21 protein-coding genes are annotated in these 17,499 nt (G+C 70.4%); 13 read left to right on the top strand and 8 right to left on the bottom strand.

The window, feature by feature from the left end; translation table 11 throughout:
* Window positions 1-140 precede the first annotated feature (140 nt).
* Window positions 141-1,271, top strand: coding sequence for a DUF4097 family beta strand repeat-containing protein (locus OG485_RS28580; protein ID WP_328671367.1), 1,131 nt, complete (start codon window positions 141-143; stop codon window positions 1,269-1,271).
* Window position 1,272: 1 nt separating this feature from the next.
* Entirely contained in the window at window positions 1,273-2,352 is a 1,080-nt protein-coding gene (locus OG485_RS28575; protein ID WP_328671366.1) for a PadR family transcriptional regulator, read from the top strand.
* A 373-nt stretch (window positions 2,353-2,725) separates the two neighbouring features.
* Here OG485_RS28575 and OG485_RS28570 read toward each other — a convergent pair whose 3' ends face one another.
* From OG485_RS28570 to OG485_RS28555, 4 genes are all read right to left on the bottom strand, one after another.
* A complete protein-coding gene (locus tag OG485_RS28570; protein ID WP_328671365.1) occupies window positions 2,726-3,313 on the bottom strand; it encodes a Clp protease N-terminal domain-containing protein in 588 nt (195 codons plus the stop codon).
* Window positions 3,313-3,522 (bottom strand): helix-turn-helix domain-containing protein, encoded by a 210-nt coding sequence (locus tag OG485_RS28565; protein WP_148010429.1) that lies wholly within the window; start codon window positions 3,520-3,522, stop codon window positions 3,313-3,315. The genes OG485_RS28570 and OG485_RS28565 overlap by 1 nt, the downstream gene beginning before the upstream one ends.
* 147 nt (window positions 3,523-3,669) lie before the next feature.
* Entirely contained in the window at window positions 3,670-4,635 is a 966-nt protein-coding gene (locus OG485_RS28560) for a zinc-binding dehydrogenase (RefSeq protein WP_328671364.1), read from the bottom strand.
* Window positions 4,636-4,820: 185 nt separating this feature from the next.
* Entirely contained in the window at window positions 4,821-6,044 is a 1,224-nt protein-coding gene (locus OG485_RS28555) for an NAD(P)-dependent malic enzyme (RefSeq protein ID WP_328671363.1), read from the bottom strand.
* 539 nt (window positions 6,045-6,583) lie between these two features.
* Here OG485_RS28555 and OG485_RS28550 point away from each other — a divergent pair.
* Genes OG485_RS28550 through OG485_RS28540 form a run of 3 tightly spaced genes read left to right on the top strand, consistent with a single transcriptional unit; the run spans window position 6,584 to window position 9,306 of the window.
* Window positions 6,584-7,546, top strand: coding sequence for an ABC transporter substrate-binding protein (locus OG485_RS28550; protein WP_328671362.1), 963 nt, complete (start codon window positions 6,584-6,586; stop codon window positions 7,544-7,546).
* Between the two features lie 33 nt (window positions 7,547-7,579).
* Window positions 7,580-8,509 carry an amino acid ABC transporter permease gene (locus OG485_RS28545; protein ID WP_328671361.1) on the top strand — a complete coding sequence of 310 codons (930 nt, stop codon included), beginning with the start codon at window positions 7,580-7,582 and terminating at the stop codon, window positions 8,507-8,509.
* Entirely contained in the window at window positions 8,506-9,306 is an 801-nt protein-coding gene (locus tag OG485_RS28540; protein ID WP_328671360.1) for an amino acid ABC transporter ATP-binding protein, read from the top strand. Before OG485_RS28545 ends, OG485_RS28540 begins: the two co-directional genes overlap by 4 nt.
* A gap of 202 nt (window positions 9,307-9,508) precedes the next feature.
* Here OG485_RS28540 and OG485_RS28535 read toward each other — a convergent pair whose 3' ends face one another.
* Window positions 9,509-10,267, bottom strand: coding sequence for a class I SAM-dependent methyltransferase (locus OG485_RS28535; protein WP_328671359.1), 759 nt, complete (start codon window positions 10,265-10,267; stop codon window positions 9,509-9,511).
* A 100-nt stretch (window positions 10,268-10,367) separates the two neighbouring features.
* Here OG485_RS28535 and OG485_RS28530 point away from each other — a divergent pair, with 100 nt between their 5' ends.
* Window positions 10,368-10,997: a CGNR zinc finger domain-containing protein gene (locus OG485_RS28530; RefSeq protein ID WP_328671358.1), complete on the top strand. Its 630-nt coding sequence runs from the start codon at window positions 10,368-10,370 to the stop codon at window positions 10,995-10,997.
* Here OG485_RS28530 and sodX read toward each other — a convergent pair.
* Window positions 10,901-11,335: a nickel-type superoxide dismutase maturation protease gene (gene sodX / locus OG485_RS28525; protein ID WP_326785569.1), complete on the bottom strand. Its 435-nt coding sequence runs from the start codon at window positions 11,333-11,335 to the stop codon at window positions 10,901-10,903. The two genes, OG485_RS28530 and sodX, sit on opposite strands and share 97 nt — an antisense overlap.
* A 145-nt stretch (window positions 11,336-11,480) precedes the next feature.
* Between sodX and sodN the strand changes: the two genes are divergently transcribed.
* Window positions 11,481-11,876, top strand: coding sequence for a superoxide dismutase, Ni (gene sodN / locus OG485_RS28520; protein WP_261707948.1), 396 nt, complete (start codon window positions 11,481-11,483; stop codon window positions 11,874-11,876).
* A gap of 139 nt (window positions 11,877-12,015) precedes the next feature.
* Here the strand turns inward: sodN and OG485_RS28515 are convergent, their stop codons facing one another.
* Window positions 12,016-12,213, bottom strand: coding sequence for a hypothetical protein (locus OG485_RS28515; protein WP_328671357.1), 198 nt, complete (start codon window positions 12,211-12,213; stop codon window positions 12,016-12,018).
* Between the two features lie 326 nt (window positions 12,214-12,539).
* Between OG485_RS28515 and OG485_RS28510 the strand changes: the two genes are divergently transcribed.
* From OG485_RS28510 to OG485_RS28485, 6 genes are all read left to right on the top strand, one after another.
* Window positions 12,540-13,793 (top strand): DUF2254 family protein, encoded by a 1,254-nt coding sequence (locus tag OG485_RS28510; protein ID WP_328671356.1) that lies wholly within the window; start codon window positions 12,540-12,542, stop codon window positions 13,791-13,793.
* A 154-nt stretch (window positions 13,794-13,947) separates the two neighbouring features.
* Window positions 13,948-14,361: an SHOCT domain-containing protein gene (locus tag OG485_RS28505; protein WP_328671355.1), complete on the top strand. Its 414-nt coding sequence runs from the start codon at window positions 13,948-13,950 to the stop codon at window positions 14,359-14,361.
* Between the two features lie 149 nt (window positions 14,362-14,510).
* On the top strand, window positions 14,511-14,891 hold the full coding sequence (locus tag OG485_RS28500; RefSeq protein ID WP_328674701.1) for a helix-turn-helix transcriptional regulator: 381 nt from the start codon (window positions 14,511-14,513) through the stop codon (window positions 14,889-14,891).
* Between the two features lie 68 nt (window positions 14,892-14,959).
* The gene (locus tag OG485_RS28495) at window positions 14,960-15,379 is read left to right on the top strand and encodes a VOC family protein (protein WP_328671354.1); all 420 of its coding nucleotides are present in this window, start codon (window positions 14,960-14,962) and stop codon (window positions 15,377-15,379) included.
* Window positions 15,380-15,486: 107 nt separating this feature from the next.
* Window positions 15,487-16,323 carry a hypothetical protein gene (locus OG485_RS28490; protein WP_328671353.1) on the top strand — a complete coding sequence of 279 codons (837 nt, stop codon included), beginning with the start codon at window positions 15,487-15,489 and terminating at the stop codon, window positions 16,321-16,323.
* A complete protein-coding gene (locus OG485_RS28485) occupies window positions 16,320-17,099 on the top strand; it encodes a VOC family protein (RefSeq protein ID WP_328671352.1) in 780 nt (259 codons plus the stop codon). Before OG485_RS28490 ends, OG485_RS28485 begins: the two co-directional genes overlap by 4 nt.
* Window positions 17,100-17,146: 47 nt before the next feature.
* Here OG485_RS28485 and OG485_RS28480 read toward each other — a convergent pair whose 3' ends face one another.
* A complete protein-coding gene (locus OG485_RS28480; RefSeq protein ID WP_328671351.1) occupies window positions 17,147-17,494 on the bottom strand; it encodes a DUF952 domain-containing protein in 348 nt (115 codons plus the stop codon).
* Window positions 17,495-17,499: the final 5 nt, after the last annotated feature.

Here is a 17,499-nt window from a genome sequence, read left to right as displayed (position 1 = left end):
CACTTCGATGCACCAATGATCCCCAGAACGGGTGTCTTGACTTTCGACATCCGCGATATATCGTGAATACGAGAGACGCGATATGGCGTGTCGAGCTCGGACTCGTACGAGGGTCCGGTCCGTTCGAGGAGGTCTGCACCATGTCCGAGTGGTCCGTGACAGAGCCGAAGAAGCTCTCCTTCGACGGCCCAGTGCAGACGCTGCACGTGCGCATCGTCAACGGAACAGTGAACGTCGTGGGGACCGACGAGGGTTCCGCCCGGCTGGAGGTGTCGGAGCTCGACGGCCCCCCGCTCCAGGTGACCCAGGAGGGCGGCACGCTCACGGTGGCCTACGAGGACCTTCCCTGGAAGGGCTTCCTGAAGTGGCTCGACCGCAAGGGCTGGCGCCGCGCGGCCGTCGTCTCGCTCGCCGTCCCGGCGCGCACGCACGTCGAGGTGGGCGTGGTCGGCGCCGCAGCCGTGATCTCGGGGACGGACGGACGGGTCCAGGTGAAGGGCGTCACCGGCGACACCACGCTCGTCCGCGTCTCCGGCCCCGTGCGCGTGGAGACCGTCTCGGGGAACCTGGAGGCCCAGGCCGTCACCGGCGACCTCCACTTCAACTCGGTCTCCGGGGACCTGACCGTCGTCGAGGGCTCCGGCACCTCCGTGCGGGCCGAGTCGGTGAGCGGCTCGATGATCGTGGACCTCGACGCCACGGGCACGCCGACCGACGTCCGGCTGTCGAACGTCTCGGGCGAGATCGCCATCCGGTTCCCCCATCCCGCGGACGCCGAGGTGGAGGCGAACACCGCGAGCGGCAGCGTCTCCAGCGCGTTCGAGGACCTGCGGGTCAACGGCCAGTGGGGCGCCAAGAAGATCACCGGCCGCCTCGGCGCGGGCAACGGCAGGCTGAGGGCGATGACCGTCTCGGGCTCGATCGCCCTGCTGCGCAGGCCCCCGACGGAGGACGAGCCGTACGAGGAGGTCCCCCAACCGCGGGACGCGGCGCCTTCGGCCGGCCCGGAAACGACCGCGGACACCACCCCGGACACCACTGCGGGCGGCACGGCGGACAACGCGACGGGCGGCTCGGCGGACGACACCGCAGGCGACTCCGCGGCCGCCACCACTGACGCCACGGCGACGGACACCGCCGACCACTCCGCGACCGCCGCTGACGACCATTCCGCGACGGACACCGCTGACGGCACAGCGAGCGGCACACCGGGCGACGATGCCACCGAGGGCCGGCCGGCCGGCTCCTCGACCGACAAGAAGGTGCTCTGACATGGCCCCCGTCTTCGCCCACGGCCGACTGCGCCTGTACCTCCTCAAGCTGCTGGACGAGGCCCCGCGCCACGGCTACGAGGTGATCCGTCTCCTGGAGGAGCGCTTCCAGGGCCTGTACGCGCCCTCGGCGGGCACCGTCTACCCCCGGCTGGCGAAGCTGGAGGCCGAGGGACTCGTCACGCACACCTCCGAGGGCGGCCGCAAGGTGTACGCGATCACCGACGCGGGCCGCGCCGAACTGGCCGACCGCAGCGGCGAGCTGGCCGATCTGGAGCTGGAGATCCGCGAGTCGGTCGCGGAGCTCGCGGCGGAGATCCGCGCGGACGTCCGGGGCGCTGCCGGTGACCTGCGCCGCGAGATGCGGGCGGCGGCCACGGAGGCACGCCACGGCTCCCGGGCCGGCGCCCGTCCGGGGCAGCAGGACGATCCGGCGGGCGGGTCCGGCGGCCCCGACGACTTCCAGGACAGGGAGTCGTGGCGGGCGGCGAAGGAGGAGATGCGGCGCGTCCGTCAGGAGTGGAAGGAACAGGCCCGCCGCGCGAAGGACGAGAGCCGTCGCGCCCGCGACGAGGCGCAGCGCGCCCGCCGCCAGGCCAAGGAGGCCCAGGAGAAGGCCCGCGCGCAGGCCCAGGAGGAGATGCAGCGCATGGCCAAGCGCGTCCAGGACCAGGTCCAGGACCACTTCGCGCGCGGGGACTGGCCGACGGGCGTGCGCGAGGGGCTGACCGAACTGGCCAAGGAGTTCGGCGACTTCGGGAAGAACTTCGGCAAGGACCTGGGGAAGGACCTCGGCAAGGAGTTCGGCTTCGGTCGCACGCCGTCCGGAGCGCCCGTGGATCCGGAGTACTCGACCACGCCGGAGGACTTCCCCGCCGAGTACGAACCGGCCTGGGCGCACGAGGACTCCACGGGCAACCCCGCCCGGGACCTGGACCGTCTACTGGACCGCTTCCGTGACGACATCCGCGACGCGTCCCGCGACCACGGTGTCACGGAGGACCAACTCGGCGACATCCGCCGCCACTTGTCGACAGCGGCGGCCCACATCGGCTCGACACTGCGAGGCAGGCGGCCGTAATTCCCCCGGCGGCCCTCGACGCCCCGGCCCTTCTCACGGGCGCCGGGCGACCGGCCGGGCGGCACCGCACACGCGGCCCCGCCGGCCCGGTCGCCCGGGTTGTCACCGGCCGGCGTCGAGCACGGCTCAGCGGCCTTCGCCGGCCCGGGTACACCGGGCCGCACATCGCACCGGACCGCACAGCTCCACCGTTCCGCACGAGACACACCCGACCGCACGGGACGCCCGCACCCCGGCCGGGGTGCACACCCCGGCCGGCCCCCGCGCGCACCCCGGCCGAACCCACGCGCACCCCGGCCGGCCTCCACGCGCGCCGACCGGCCGGCACACGGCACCGACCGGTCGCACCCGTCACGCCGGTCTGCTCGCGGGCTCACCCGGCTTCCGCCACACCGCCCTCGCCGACCGCCCCGGCTCCGCCGTACAGCACTCGCGTCACCGACTCGTAGGTGACGCCGTGATCGGCCAGCACCTCGGCGGCGACCCCGCCCCGCAGGGTGATCGCCAGCAGCAGGTGCTCGTCCCCGATATGCCGGTCCCGTCGCGCGGCAGCGATCCGCAGGGCTCGTACCAGCACGTCCTTCGCCCCCTGTCCGAAGGGCCGACGGCGGGCCCGCCTGCCGTTCCCGCCCCGCCCGCCCGACTCCAGGGCGCCTTCTCCGTGGGCCTCCTCGATCCGGGAGACGATCTCGGACAGATCGATGCCGAGCCCCGAGAGGGCGTCCGCGTCGGCGCGCGAGAGCCCGCCCCTGCGCCGCGCCTCGGCGAGGTCCCGCTCCAGGGACTCCCGGAACCCGGACTCCCCGAGCGAGGTCAGCGCGAAGGAACCCCGGCTGCCCTCCCGGTCCAGGAGGGACAGCAGCATGTGCTCCTCCTCGACCGTCTCGGCACCCACCCGCCCGGAGTGCGACACCGCGCCCTCGACGACGGCACGCGCATCCTTCGTGAAGCGTTCGAACATCACTGCCTCCCGTACTTCTTGTGCACTGCCTGCCTGCTCACGCCGAGTTCCGCGGCGATCTCCTGCCACGACCAGCCCTGATGGCGCGCACTGCGCACCTGTACCGCCTCCAGCTGCTCCAGCAGCCTCCGCAGCGCGGAGACCGCCCGCAGCCCGATCCGCGGATCGCGATCACCCGCGCGCTCGGCAAGATCCGTTGCTTCGGTCATGATGTCAACCTACGTTGACACCTCGCCCTTGTCAACCAAAATTGACACCGCCGGGGCGTACCCGCACCCACCGGACACGCGAAACGGCGGGCCCGGAAACCCGGACCCGCCGCGACAACCCTCTGGAACAACCCTGTCAGCTCGCCGTCAGCTCGCCGTCAGCACGATCTTGCCGAACAGATCGCCGGACTCCAGCCGCTCGAACCCTTCGCGGGCCCGGTCGAGCGGCAGCACCTCGTCGACGACGGGCCGCACACCGGTGGCCGCGCAGAAGGCCAGCAGGTCCTCCAGCTCGTCCTTCGTTCCCATGGTGGAGCCGACCACCTTGAGTTCGAGGAAGAAGATCCGCGTCAGCTCGGCGTGCGAGGGCCGGTCACCGCTGGTGGCGCCCGAGATGACGACGGTTCCGCCGGGACGCAGCGACTTGACCGAGTGCGACCAGGTGGCGGCGCCGACCGTCTCGATGACCGCGTCGACCCGCTGCGGCAGCCGCGCCCCGGACTCCAGCGCCTCGACGGCTCCGAGTTCGAGCGCCCGCTTCCGCTTGGCCTCGTCACGGCTCGTGGCGAAGACCCGCAGCCCGGCGGCCTTGCCGAGCACGATCGCGGCGGTGGCCACGCCCCCGCCGGCACCCTGGACGAGCACGGAATCGCCGGGCCGGACCCCGGCGTTGGTGAACAGCATGCGGTACGCCGTCAGCCAGGCCGTCGGCAGACAGGCGGCCTCCGCGAAGGACAGCTCCCTGGGCTTCGGCAGCACGTTCCACGTCGGTACGGAGACCTGCTCGGCGAAGGTGCCCTGGTAGCGCTCGGTGAGGATGGACCGGGGCTCGTCGGGGCCGACCCCGTGCCCGCTCTGGCCGATGACGGAGTGCAGGACGACCTCGTTGCCGTCCTCGTCGATTCCGGCGGCGTCGCAGCCGAGGATCATCGGCAGCTTGTCCTCGGCGAGGCCGACGCCGCGCAGCGACCACAGATCATGGTGATTGAGGGAGGCGGCCCGTACGTTCACGGTCGTCCAGCCCGGCCTCTGTCCGGGGGCCGGGCGCTCCCCCAACTCCAGGCCGTTCAGCGGCTGGTCACGGTCGATTCGGGCGGCGTAGGCAGCGAACATGACCTCGACGATAGGCTCCGCCCCCGGCCTGGGGAACCGCCTCCCCGTGTGACACGCGTCCCGCACCACCCCCGGCGCAAGCCCCACCGGACGACGGCCTCTCCTCGCCCCCTTCTCCTCCCTCGGACAAAAGGACGGCCCCGCCGGGAGGAAACCATCCCGGCGGGGCCAAGCAGGACACCACGTCAGCGGCGGGCGACGCCCTCCGCACGGGCGGCGGCGGCCACCGCGGCCGTCACCGCCGGAGCCACCCGCTCGTCGAACGGCGAGGGGATGACGTAGTCCGCGGCGAGGTCGTCCCCGACCACCGCGGCCAGCGCGTCGGCGGCGGCGATCTTCATGCCCTCGGTGATCCGGGAGGCCCGGACCTGGAGCGCACCGGCGAAGATTCCCGGGAAGGCCAGCACGTTGTTGATCTGGTTCGGGAAGTCCGACCGCCCGGTCGCGACGACGGCCGCGTACTTGTGGGCGATGTCGGGGTGCACCTCGGGGTTCGGGTTGGCCATCGCGAAGACGAAGGCCCCCTTCGCCATGGAGGCGACCGCCGGCTCCGGCACCGTACCGCCGGAGACACCGATGAAGACGTCGGCGCCCGCGAGCGCCTCCTCCAGCGAACCGGAGATCCCCGCCTTGTTGGTGATCTCCGCGAGCTCGCGCTTGACGTCCGTCAGGTCGTCCCGGTCACGGGACACGACGCCCTTGCGGTCGGCGACCGCGACATCGCCGAGACCCGCCTCCAGCAGGAACTTGGCGATGGCGATACCGGCCGCGCCCGCGCCGGAGATCACCGCGCGCAGGTCGCCGAGCGAGCGCCCGGTCAGCCGGGCGGCGTTCCGCAGGGCCGCGAGAGTGACGACCGCGGTCCCGTGCTGGTCGTCGTGGAAGACGGGAATGTCCAGTCGTTCCTGCAGCTTGCGCTCGATCTCGAAGCACCGCGGTGCCGAGATGTCCTCCAGATTGACGCCGCCGAACGAGGGAGCGAGCCGGACCACCGTCTCGACGATCTCGTCGACGCCGGTGCAGGCGAGCGCGATGGGCACCGCGTCCACACCGCCGAACTGCTTGAACAGGATGGCCTTGCCCTCCATGACGGGGAGCGAGGCCTCCGGGCCGATGTCACCGAGCCCGAGCACTGCCGTTCCGTCGGTCACCACAGCGACCACGGACGACTTCCACGTGTAGTCGTGGACGAGTTCCGGCTGCTCGGCGATCGCGCTGCACACCTTCGCGACGCCGGGCGTGTAAGCCAGGGACAGGTCGTCCTTGTTGCGGACGGGCACAGTGGCTTGCACAGCCATCTTGCCGCCGCGGTGCAGCGCGAAAGCCGGGTCGAAGGAATCGAGGGGCTCCGCCCCGCCTTCCTGATCCGTACTGCTGTCGCTGCGAGGATTGACGATCTCCGCTGCCACTTTGTTTTACCCCTTAAGTCTTCATTGTTTGAGGGTGACCACTCCTGGTTGAGGGGTGGGCGGGCACCGCGCAGGCCCTGCCGCCGTGGTTGCGTACGGGCCGCTGCGCGACGGGCGCGCCGCACACGCGCCCTGAGCCCCGGATGAGGGGTGTAAAGAACCTTCTTACCGGACGGACGGTGCCGAGGACGAGTCCATAGAGCCAAGATCACATGGCGGTGAGATGATTCATGCCCGGATCCATTGACACTTCCGGACATGTCCTCGTTCGGACGTGAGTGCCGCCTAGCGGTCTTCCGCTTCTTGCGCGGCACCGAAGATCTTCCGGCCGGAGGGGACGATTCCCGCACATGATCCGGCCGTACGTGACCGCTCGGTAATGGTTCGGGGGTCACCCGTTATCCGATTTTGACATGGCGGGCACCGTGAATCTCGCCGTCCGAATGGCAAGATGCCGTCATTACACGAGGTCGCGACACTCGAAGGTGTGTGTTTCCGTCGACCTATCGGCTACTCCCTGATCCGCCGGAGGAACCCTCATGACCGCACGCACCACCCGTCGTACCACCGCCCGGTCCCGGATAGCAGCGGTCGGTGCGATCGCGGTCGCCGGCGCCCTTATCCTCACCGGCTGCGGTGACCAGACGGACAAGAGCAGCGACACCGGCAGCTCGGACACGTCCTCGTCCTCCGCGCCGCTCGCCGGCAAGCTTCCTGCCGACATCAAGAGCGCAGGCGTCATCAAGGTGGGCTCCGACATCGCCTACCCGCCGGTCGAGTACATGGAGAACGGCAAGGCCGTCGGTATCGACCCGGACATCGCGGCTGCGCTCGGCAAGCAGCTCGGCGTGAAGTTCGAGTTCCAGAACGGCAAGTTCGACCAGCTCATCGTGGGTCTGCAGTCCAAGCGCTTCAACGCCGTCATGTCGGCCATGAGCGACACGAAGGACCGGCAGAACGGCGTCGACTCGGACACCGGCAAGAAGGCCGGCAACGGCATCGACTTCGTCGACTACTTCACCGCTGGTACGTCGATCCTCGTCCAGAAGGGCAACCCGAAGGGCGTCCAGTCCCTGGACGACCTGTGCGGCAAGGTCGTCGCGCTGCAGAAGGGCACCACGTCCGAGGGCATCGCCAAGGCCCAGAGCACGAAGTGTACGAAGGACGGCAAGAAGGCCATCACGCTGCAGACCTTCGACACCGACCCCGAGGCGCTGCTCCGCCTGAAGCAGGGCGCGTCCGTCGCCGACCTGAACGACTTCCCTGTCGCGGCCTACAACGCCAAGACCTCGGGCGGCGGCAAGGACTTCGAGGTCGTCGGGGACCAGATCGAGGCCGGCCCGTACGGCATCGGCGTCAGCAAGGAGAGCACCCAGCTCCGCGACGCGATCCAGGCCGCCATGAGCGCGATCATCGAGAACGGTGACTACGCGAAGATCCTGGAGAAGTGGAACGTCAAGGACGGCGCGGTGACCGAGGCCAAGATCAACGGCGGCTCCTGACCCTGCCTGACGCAACACTGAAGGGCAGTCACTGTGACTGACACTGTCGACAAGACTCCGGGGTCATCCGTGCCGCCGGAGCAGATCAAGGCCATCCCGGTGCGCCACTACGGCCGCTGGGTGGCCGGCGTCCTGGTCATCGTGGTGATGGCGCTGATCGTTCTCGCGTTCTCCAACGCGAACATCAACTACGACATCATCCCGGACTACCTCACGGACTCGACCATCCTGTCCGGCGTCTGGCACACGCTGTACATCTCCGTACTGGCGATGGTGCTGGGACTTGTGCTGGGCGTGATCCTCGCGGTCATGCGGATGTCCTCGAACCCGGTGACCAGCACCGTGTCGTGGCTGTACATCTGGTTCTTCCGCGGCACTCCGGTGCTGGTGCAGCTGCTCCTCTGGTACAACATCGCGCTTGTGTTCCCCGTCCTCAACCTGGGGTTCTACAAGGACGAGATGAACCAGGTGATGACGCCGTTCCTGGCGGCTCTGCTCGGACTCGGCCTCAACGAGGCCGCGTACATGTCCGAGATCGTCCGGGCGGGTATCCAGTCCGTCGACCTGGGGCAGACGGAGGCGTCGCACGCGCTCGGCATGACCCAGGGCAAGACGCTGCGCCGGGTGATCCTCCCGCAGGCGATGCGCGTGATCGTGCCGCCCACGGGCAACGAGTTCATCAACATGCTCAAGACCTCGTCACTGGCCTACGCGGTCCAGTTCAACGAGACGATCAAGGCGGCCACCGACATCTCCAGCACCTCGCTGGCGGTCGTGGAGATGTACTTCGTCGCATCGATCTGGTACCTGATCCTGACCAGCATCTTCAGCGTCTTCCAGTACTACCTGGAGCGCCGTTACGCCCGAGGATCGTCGCGCACCCTGCCGCCGACGCCGTTGCAGCGCCTGAGGAAGAACCTCCGTCTGTTCGGTTCCTTCCGCCGCCCGGAGGTGGCCCGATGAGCAGTCTCAGCAAGGACATCACCCCGAGCACGACCGGCCGTCCGATGGTCAAGGCCGAGGCGGTGCACAAGTCCTTCGGGCTCGCGCACATCCTCAAGGGCATCGACCTGGAGGTGAACCCCCGCGAGGTGTTCTGCCTGATCGGTCCGTCGGGTTCCGGCAAGTCGACCTTCCTGCGGTGCATCAACCACCTGGAGAAGATCAGCGCCGGGCGCCTCTACGTCGACGGTGACCTGGTGGGATACCGCCAGAAGGGCGACAGGCTCTACGAGCTGAAGGAGCGCGAGGTAGCCGCCCAGCGGCGGGACATCGGCATGGTGTTCCAGCGCTTCAACCTCTTCCCGCACATGACGGCGGTGGAGAACGTCATGGAGGCGCCCGTACAGGTCAAGGGCGAGACCAAGGCCGTCGCCCGGGAGCGTGCGGAGCGGCTCCTCGACCGGGTGGGGCTGGGTGACCGCAAGGCTCACTACCCCGCCCAGCTCTCCGGCGGCCAGCAGCAGCGCGTCGCCATCGCCCGTGCGCTGGCGATGCAGCCGAAGCTGATGCTCTTCGACGAGCCGACCTCGGCTCTCGACCCGGAGCTCGTCGGTGAGGTCCTCGACGTCATGCGGGACCTCGCGGAGGACGGCATGACCATGATCGTCGTCACCCACGAGATGGGCTTCGCCCGTGAGGTCGGGGACTCGCTCGTGTTCATGGACGACGGTGTGGTGGTCGAGGCCGGCAACCCGCGCGACGTCCTGACGGACCCGCAGCACGAGCGCACGAAGTCGTTCCTGTCGAAGGTCCTCTGACCGGACGACGCGCTTCCGGGCGCAGGAACAAGGGGCGGTACGGGTCTCCCGTACCGCCCCTTCCTCATGCCCCCGTTCCTCATGCCCGTTCCCGTTCCTCCCGGTAGCCGGTGCTGTCCCGGACGCGGAGGGCCCTTCCGTCCTTCAGGTTCAGGACGGCCGCGAACTCCCCTGCCCAGTCCGGACAGGGTCCGCGGGTGGCCTACTTGACCGCGAGCACCAGCGCGTCCGAGGGGGAACGCCACACCGGGCGGGCCTCGCCGAAGCCCTGTTCGCGCAGCACGCGCGCGTGCCAGTCGGCGGAGGGGGTGTCCCCGTCGGCGTGCTCGCCGTAGATCTCGAAGCGGCGGGCGGTGGGGCCTGCGAGGACCGGGTCCTGGGCGGCCACCTCCCACCAGTCGGCCCAGTCGAGGGCGCCGTCTTTCTTCGCCTGCTCCCTGCGGGCGCGCTGCTGGGCGCGGTCGGCGGCGTTGATCTGGGGTGTCGTCTCGTCGATCATGTGGTCGGCGTTCATGAACACACCGCCGTCACGGACGAGTTCGGCGATCTGGCCGTAGAGGACGGTGAGGGGTTCGCTGTGCAGCCAGTGCAGGGCCGTGGCGGTCAGGACGGCGTCGTACGTGTCGTACGGCAGCCGCTCGCGCCAGCGGGGGTCCTTGAGGTCGGCGGTGACGAGGGAGACCCGGTCGTCACCGGCGAAGGTCCCCTCGGCGATGGCGAGGAGGGCGGGGTCGAGGTCGACGCCGGTGCTGGCGGCTCCGGGGAGGCGGGCGAGCAGCCGGGCGGTGATGGTGCCGGTCCCGCAGGCGAGGTCGAGGACGCGGGGCGCGGGTCCGACGAGCGCCTCGGTCATGTCGAGCATCACCCGGAAGCGGTCCTCGCGGTCCGGCATGTACCACTCCTGCTGCCGGTCCCAGCTCTGCTGCCAGGCCTGCCAGTCGGTTCCGGTGCCGATGGCCATGAAAGCCCCTCCTCCAGTCGACGACGTAATACCCTGTAAGGGCGATCAGCTGTTACCTGACCACCGCCGCGACGATAGAGCGCCTCCGTAAGGACTACAAGTGGAACTGGCCTATTACTCGGATTACGCCGTCCGCCTCGTCAACACCGAGGAACCGGCCCGGGGCAAGGACTCGCTGACCTCCGTCGAGGCCGTCCGTGACCTGTTCGGGGGCAACGCCTCGGCGGCCCGCCGTGCCGCGGAGGCCGACGTCACCCGCTTCCGCTCGGTGCGGGGACGACTGCGCGCGGTCTTCGAGGCGGCGGCTGGCGGCGAGGAGACCCTCGCGGTGGACCTGCTGAACTCCCTGCTCCTGGAATTCCCGGTGAGCCCGCAGATCTCGGGGCACGACCACCGCGACGACGACGACCGCCCGCTGTGGCACATGCATCTGGCGGATCACCCGTCGAACGCGACCGCGGGCTACGCGGCGATCGCGGCGATGGGCCTCGCCTTCCATCTGACCGAGTACGGCGTGGACCGTCTCGGCCTGTGCGAGGCCGCCCCGTGCCGCAACGCCTACCTGGACACCTCCACCAACCGCTCCCGGCGCTACTGCTCGGACCGCTGCGCGACCCGCGCCAACGTCGCGGCCTACCGTGCCCGCAAGCGCCTGGAGGCGGACCGGACGGGAAGCACCGGCCTGGCGGCCACCAGCACCCAGCGGACGACGGCGAACGGCGACCGCTGACCCGCTTTCGGCGGCCGGAAACGGAACCGCACCTTCCCGAGGACGAGTTCCTCGGGGACGGTTCCGTAGTCGGTGCTGTCCCCGCCCGCGAACGCGTTGTCCCCGAGCACCCACCAGCCGCCCTCACGCCGTTCCGCGATCCGCTTCACGACGAGCAGGTCCTGCTGGAACGGATGGCGCAGGACGACGACGTCGCCCGGCCTCACCCTCGCCCCCCACTGAACGACGAGCCGATCCCCGTGCTGGAGTGTGGGCACCATCGAAGGGCCCGTCACCTCCGCCGCCCCGAACGGCAGCAGAGCCTTCCCCCGCTCGGTCTCCTGCGACAGCTCCGGCATCACCGGCACCTCCCCGGTCCTATCCTCCACCAGTCCCAGTTTCACCCCGGACTTTTGTCCTAAGCCCATGGGGGCACTCGCGAAAACACGTCTCCTACGGAGTAATGTCCCACCTGAGAAGACGATCACGAGGAAGGACAGCTCAATGCTCTCCCGCCTGTTTGCCCCCAAGGTCAAGGTCAGCGCGCACTGCGACCTGCCCTGCGGCGTGTACGACCCGGCCCAGGCCCGCATCGAGGCGGAGTCGGTCAAGGCCGTTCAGGACAAGATGGCCGGCAACGACGACCCGCACTTCCAGGCTCGCGCCACGGTCATCAAGGAGCAGCGCGCCGAGCTCGCCAAGCACCACGTGTCGGTGCTCTGGAGCGACTACTTCAAGCCCCCGCACTTCGAGAAGTACCCGGAGCTGCACCAGCTGGTCAACGACGCCCTCAAGGCCCTCTCGGCCGCGAAGGCGTCCACCGACCCGGCGACGGGCCAGAAGGCGCTGGACTACATCGCCCAGATCGACAAGATCTTCTGGGAGACCAAGAAGGCCTGACCTTCGTCCGGGCCGTCCGAGCCGCGTCCGCGCGGATCGCGTCGCCCGTCTGTACGCACCCGGACCGTCGGGCCGCCGTTCCCGGCGGCCCGACGGTCCGGGTGCGTACTGCTTTCCTGGGGCGGTGGGCGTCCCTCGGTCACACGGGAAGCTGACGCATCTCGATCACCCGAAGGCCCAGGGCCTGGAACCGGGTGAGCAGTCCGTAGAGATGGGCGTCGTCGATCACGGTGCCGAAGAACAGGGTCTGCTCCTTCGTACGGACCTTGTCGAGTTCGGAAAAGGCCGAGGCGAGCGTGTCCGAAACAATGCCGGCGATGCGGAATTCATAGCGCATACAAGCACTTCCCTCGGGGCCGGGGCGCGGAGTCCGCTGCGTAGCCCTGCCATCGTCGGCCGCCCGCACCGATGTGACATCCCCCGGTGCGGGCGACATCCGCCCACCTCGGAACTCTCCCGCTCACACCCTCGCCACTCCACCTTCCACCCGTACCCCGGCGCTCCGCCCTCCGGGCGACGAAAAAGGCCGAAAAAAGGGTGAGCGGGCCCTCGCCGCGCGGGGGCTCACCTTCGACGGGTGATGCGGGTGGCCGCGCGGGCGGCGAACCTGGGCAGGCGGGTCCGCGTTCCGGCGGCCCCCGGGACCGCCTCGGAGGATGTCCGATGAACGCTCTCGCCGCAGCCGGCCGGGGCACCTCCGTCCGCACCGGCCACGCCGCGTTCCGCCGTCGGCGGTGGTGGCGCGCGGGCCTCCTCCAACTGCTGTTCATCGGCATCGGACTGGGCCTCGGCCTCCTCGTCCCGGAGTTCACCCGAGGGCCCGCGCTGCCGTCCCGCCAGGTGGCCGAGATGCTGCTCGCGACGGGCTTCGGGGTGCTCGGCGCGGCCACCGTGATCTTCTCCGTGCTGTTCCTGGTGGTGCAGTGGGCGGCCACCACCTTCACCCCGCGGCTCACCCTTTTCCGGGACGCCCCGATCGTGTGGCGGACGTTCGCCTTCGCCGTCGGGCTGACCGTCTTCTGTGCCACCGCGGCCCTGACCATCGCCAACCGGGACGAGGTCTCGGTGGTCGTGCCGATCAGCGCGGGCGTCCTGCTGCTCCTGCTGCTGACGCTGCTGCGCGCCCTCCTGCTGCGGGCCGTCGCCGCGATCCAGCTGGCCCCGGTGCTCGGCTCCATCACGGAACGGGGCCGGCACAGCCTCGACGTCCTGTACCCGGGCACCCGGGGAGACCTGGGAGACCCGGCCGGTCCGGGCGGGCCGCATTCGACGGTCCGCTGGCCGAAGGGCGGCGCGGTGCTGCAACGCGTGGACGAGGACCTGCTGGCGGGCGCGGCCCGGGCGGCGGACGCGGTCGTCGTGCTCCGGGTGACGCCCGGCACCACCGTGCAGCAGGGCACGGCCGTCGCCGAGGTGTACGGCGGCGAACTGTCCGCCTCCGCCGTGCTGCGCGGCCTGGAGACCGGCGCCGAACGCGTCTTCGACCAGGACCCCGGACTCGCCTTCCGGCTGCTCGCCGACATCGCGCTCAGGGCGCTGTCCCCGGCGGTCAACGACCCCGCCACGGCGGTCCAGGCCCTGGACGCCGTGGACGATCTGCTGCGCCGGCCGGTCCCGGCGCGGGCCCGGCCCCGCGAGATCGCCGACCGCGCGGGCAGCCTTCGCGTGGTCGTCCCGCTGCCGGGCTGGGAGGACTTCCTGCGGACCGCCGTCGACGAGGTGATCCCGGCCGCCAGGAACTCCCCGATGGTCCTGATCCGCCTCCGGACCCTCCTGGAGGACCTGCGCGGGGCGGGCCGCGGCGGGGCGCCCCTCACCAGGCGGCTGACCTGGGTGGACGAGGAGCTCGACGCCCGGTTCCCCCGCCTCCGGGACGCCCTCGCGGAGGAGCGCGAGGCGCCTCGGGTCGACGGATGAGCGGCCCGCCGGGGCCTCCGGGGTGACCCGCTGGGGCCGATCCGCGAGCTCACCCGCGGAGGGTGATCCGCCGGGGCGGGGGGTGACCGCACTCTGGAGCCGAAGCAAGACGTCACGCCCGCGGAGATGTCGCACAACCGACAGGAGTTCGACCATGAACGGCTCGACGCTCAATCTGGCAGCGGACTACCCCCTGCTGAACGTCTTCTGGACCACGATGTGGTTCTTCCTCTGGATCCTCTGGTTCATGCTGCTCTTCCGCGTCATCGGGGACATCTTCCGCGACGACTCGCTGAGCGGCTGGGGCAAGTCGGGCTGGTGCGTCTTCGTCGTCATCCTGCCCTTCCTGGGCATCTTCGTGTACCTGATCGCACGGGGCCGCGGAATGGGTGAGCGCGAGATGAAGCGCATCCAGAAGAACCAGGAAGACATGAACTCCTACATCCGCGAGACCGCCGGTACCACCGGCAAGGCCGACGAACTGGCGAAGCTCGCGGACCTCAAGAACCACGGCCACATCACGGCCGAGGAGTTCGAGAAGGCCAAGGCCAAGGTCCTCGCCGCCTGACGGCACGGACACCCCCGCGTACGCACGACCACCGCCGTCCCCCGGGCCAGTGATCCCCCGGGGGGCGGCGGTCCGTGTGCCATTCTGGGGAGGTGGCGAATCCCCGACCGCTCGAAGACCTGGTCCGGCTGCGGCAGGCGCGTGACCGGATGAACCGCGAGTACGCCGAGCCGTGGGACATGGCCACGCTCGCGCGCACCGCGCTGATGTCGCCCGGACACTTCCAGCGCAGTTTCCGGGAGGCGTTCGGCGAAACGCCGTACACCTATCGGATGACCCGGCGGATCGAGCGCGCGAAGGCTCTGCTGCGGCGCGGCGACCTGACGGTGACCGAGGTGTGCTTCGCGGTGGGCTGCACCTCGCTCGGCTCGTTCAGCTCGCGGTTCACGGAGCTGGTGGGCGAGACCCCGAGCGCGTACCGGGCCCGCCCGCACGACCACGGCGCCCCCATCCCCTCGTGCGTGGCCCGCCGGCTCACCCGCCCGGACCGCCACCGCAACCCGGAGGCGGAACCGGGGACGCGTCTCTAGTGCCTGTCGGGGCCCGTCCTCTCCCCGTCCGGCCGCGTGACGCGAACGGCAGGCTCTAGGTTGGACGCATGGATCTGAAACTGTCCCAGTGCTTCATCTCCGTCGACGACCACGACAAGGCGCTCGCCTTCTACCGTGACGTGCTGGGCCTGGAGGTACGGGGTGACGTCGGGTTCGAGGGAATGCGCTGGGTCACCGTCGGCTCGCCTCTCCAGCCGGATGTGGAGATCGTCCTGGAGCCCCCGGGGGCGGACCCGGACTCCTCTCCCGCGGACAAGCAGGCCATGGCCGAACTGCTGGCCAAGGGGATGCTGCGCGGAGTGATCTTCTCGACGACCGACTGCGACGAGCTCTTCGAGCGGGTCCGCGCCTCGGGCGCCGACGTCGTCCAGGAGCCCGAGAACCAGCCGTACGGCCTGCGGGACTGTGCCTTCCGCGACCCGGCGGGCAACCTCCTGCGCTTCGCGGAGAAGCGCGCCGCCCGCTGACGGAGGCGACAGGAGGCCGGGATCACGGGGGAGGGACACTACGTCCGTGTTCCGCGGCCATGACCGGCCCGCGGGACGAACCGTCCGAACGCTTCGAGGAGCCATCCGTGCCGTCCGCCCGCCCCCGCGTCCTGTTCGTCAGCGACCTGGCCTATCCGGCCAAGGGGCGGCGGTACTGCGACGAGGACATCGCCCTGACCTCCCGGCTGCGCGAGGACTTCGACATCGCCGTGTGCCACCCGCTGGACGCGGCCGCGCTGATGGCCGGCTTCGACGCCGTGGTCGTACGCAACAGCGGGCCCGTCCTGCACTACCAGGCCGCGTACGACGCGTTCCGCGAACGGGCGCTCGCGGAGGGGGTCCGCGTCTACAACCAGCTCTCCGGCAAGGGGGACATGGCCGGCAAGGACTATCTGCTGGAGCTGACCGCGGCCGGGTTCCCCGTCATTCCGACCGTCGACCGGGCACAGGACCTGGACCTGCTGCCCGAGGCCGCCATGTACGTGGTGAAACCGAGGCAGGGGGCGGACTCCATCGGCCTGGAGTTCGTTCCGCGCGAGAAACTCGCCTCCCTGCCGTTCGGCGACCTCCTCGTCCAGCCGCGCGTCGACTTCCGCTACGAGGTGTCGTTCTACTTCGTCGACCACACCCTCCAGTACGCCCTGTACGCGCCCGACCCGGAGCGGCGCTGGGCCCTGGAGCCGTACGAACCGACCGACGGGGACCGGGAGTTCGCGCAGCGGTTCGTCGAGTGGAACGACATCGCGTACGGCATCCAGCGCGTGGACGCCTGCCGGGCACCCGGCGGCGAGCTGCTCCTCGTCGAGCTGGAGGACCTCAACCCGTATCTCTCCCTTGACGTCCTCTCCCCCGAGACCCGCGACGCCTTCGTCGCACGGATGAAGGCGTCGCTGCGCGCCCTGATCGCCGAGGAGGCGGTATGAACCGTACGGACGGTGAGGCGGGGAAGCCCCCGGTGACCACGAGGCCGGTCGTCCGGTGGACCCACGTCTTCGTCGACCGGCCCGCGGCGGAGCTCGGACGGGCCCTCGGCTTCTGGACGGCGGTCACCGGCACGAAGCCGTCCGAACCCCGGGGCAGTCAGGGCGAGTTCGTGACGCTGCTGCCCGGCGAGGGGGACGCGTGCGTGAAGGCCCAGGGTGTCGGGGGCGCTCATCTCGACCTGTCCGTGGAGGACGTAGCGGGGCTGGTGGAGTGGGCGCTGCGGCTGGGTGCCGCGGTCGTCGCGGACCACGACGGGTGGGCCGTACTGCGCTCCCCCGGCGGGCAGTTGTTCTGCGCGGTGCCGTGGAACGGTGAATCGGCGCGGCCGCCGGTGACCGAGGGACCGGACGGGACGACAAGCCGGCTGGACCAGGTGAGCATCGACCTGGCGCCGGGCGTGTACGACGCCGAGACCGTCTTCTGGAGCGAGCTCACGGGGTGGGAGTCCCTCCCCGGAGCGCTCCCCGAGTTCCATCTGATCAGGCCGCCCGCCGGGCTGCCGCTGCGCATCCTGCTGCAACGCCTGGGCACCGAACGTCCCACCTCGGCCCACCTGGACCTCGCCTGCTCGGACGTCGACGCGGTCCGGGCCCACCACGAAGCCCTGGGCGCGACGGCGGTCGGCCGGGGCGCGCGGTGGACGGTGATGCGGGACCCCGTCGGCGGCACCTACTGCCTGACGGGCCGCGATCCCGCGACGGGCAGCCTGCCCTAGGGGCCGTGGCACGCCCCCTAGGATCAGGCCCGGCACACACGCTCGGGTCAGGCCCGAGCCGCGGCGCCCCGGTCCCATGCCTCCACGTCCACGACCGCCTCCACCGCGATCGGCCCGTAGACGTGCGGGAATTCCTCGCCGCCGGGATCCATCGCCTCGAAGCGGACCGGCGCCGTGAGCCGTCCGGCGTCGATCACGAGGACCACGAGTTCGTCGGGTCCGGTGTAGGAGCCGTACACCGTGGCGGCCACGGCGGGGAGTTGGCGGCGCAGCGAGCAGTGGATGAAGCCCTCTTCCTGGAGGGTCCGGCCGCGGGTGGATCTCTCGTAGGTGCCCGACGCGCGGGCCGCGTCCCACAGGGAACGCTCGGTCAGATGCAGCAGAGGTTCGGACATGCGGA

This window comes from Streptomyces sp. NBC_00328 (genome assembly GCF_036139655.1).
In the GTDB taxonomy this organism is placed as follows: domain Bacteria; phylum Actinomycetota; class Actinomycetes; order Streptomycetales; family Streptomycetaceae; genus Streptomyces.
The sequence above is the reverse complement of the archived record's forward strand: the minus strand, read 5'-3'. Positions and strand labels throughout refer to the sequence as shown.

Coding starts and splice junctions, on each gene's coding strand:
- OG485_RS28580 (WP_328671367.1), top strand. CDS start 141: ATGTCCGAGTGGTCCGTGACAGAGCCGAAGAAGCTCTCCTTCGACGGC.
- OG485_RS28575 (WP_328671366.1), top strand. CDS start 1,273: ATGGCCCCCGTCTTCGCCCACGGCCGACTGCGCCTGTACCTCCTCAAG.
- OG485_RS28570 (WP_328671365.1), bottom strand. CDS start 3,313: ATGTTCGAACGCTTCACGAAGGATGCGCGTGCCGTCGTCGAGGGCGCG.
- OG485_RS28565 (WP_148010429.1), bottom strand. CDS start 3,522: ATGACCGAAGCAACGGATCTTGCCGAGCGCGCGGGTGATCGCGATCCG.
- OG485_RS28560 (WP_328671364.1), bottom strand. CDS start 4,635: ATGTTCGCTGCCTACGCCGCCCGAATCGACCGTGACCAGCCGCTGAAC.
- OG485_RS28550 (WP_328671362.1), top strand. CDS start 6,584: ATGACCGCACGCACCACCCGTCGTACCACCGCCCGGTCCCGGATAGCA.
- OG485_RS28540 (WP_328671360.1), top strand. CDS start 8,506: ATGAGCAGTCTCAGCAAGGACATCACCCCGAGCACGACCGGCCGTCCG.
- OG485_RS28535 (WP_328671359.1), bottom strand. CDS start 10,267: ATGGCCATCGGCACCGGAACCGACTGGCAGGCCTGGCAGCAGAGCTGG.
- sodX (WP_326785569.1), bottom strand. CDS start 11,335: ATGCCGGAGCTGTCGCAGGAGACCGAGCGGGGGAAGGCTCTGCTGCCG.
- sodN (WP_261707948.1), top strand. CDS start 11,481: ATGCTCTCCCGCCTGTTTGCCCCCAAGGTCAAGGTCAGCGCGCACTGC.
- OG485_RS28515 (WP_328671357.1), bottom strand. CDS start 12,213: ATGCGCTATGAATTCCGCATCGCCGGCATTGTTTCGGACACGCTCGCC.
- OG485_RS28510 (WP_328671356.1), top strand. CDS start 12,540: ATGAACGCTCTCGCCGCAGCCGGCCGGGGCACCTCCGTCCGCACCGGC.
- OG485_RS28505 (WP_328671355.1), top strand. CDS start 13,948: ATGAACGGCTCGACGCTCAATCTGGCAGCGGACTACCCCCTGCTGAAC.
- OG485_RS28500 (WP_328674701.1), top strand. CDS start 14,511: ATGAACCGCGAGTACGCCGAGCCGTGGGACATGGCCACGCTCGCGCGC.
- OG485_RS28495 (WP_328671354.1), top strand. CDS start 14,960: ATGGATCTGAAACTGTCCCAGTGCTTCATCTCCGTCGACGACCACGAC.
- OG485_RS28485 (WP_328671352.1), top strand. CDS start 16,320: ATGAACCGTACGGACGGTGAGGCGGGGAAGCCCCCGGTGACCACGAGG.
- OG485_RS28480 (WP_328671351.1), bottom strand. CDS start 17,494: ATGTCCGAACCTCTGCTGCATCTGACCGAGCGTTCCCTGTGGGACGCG.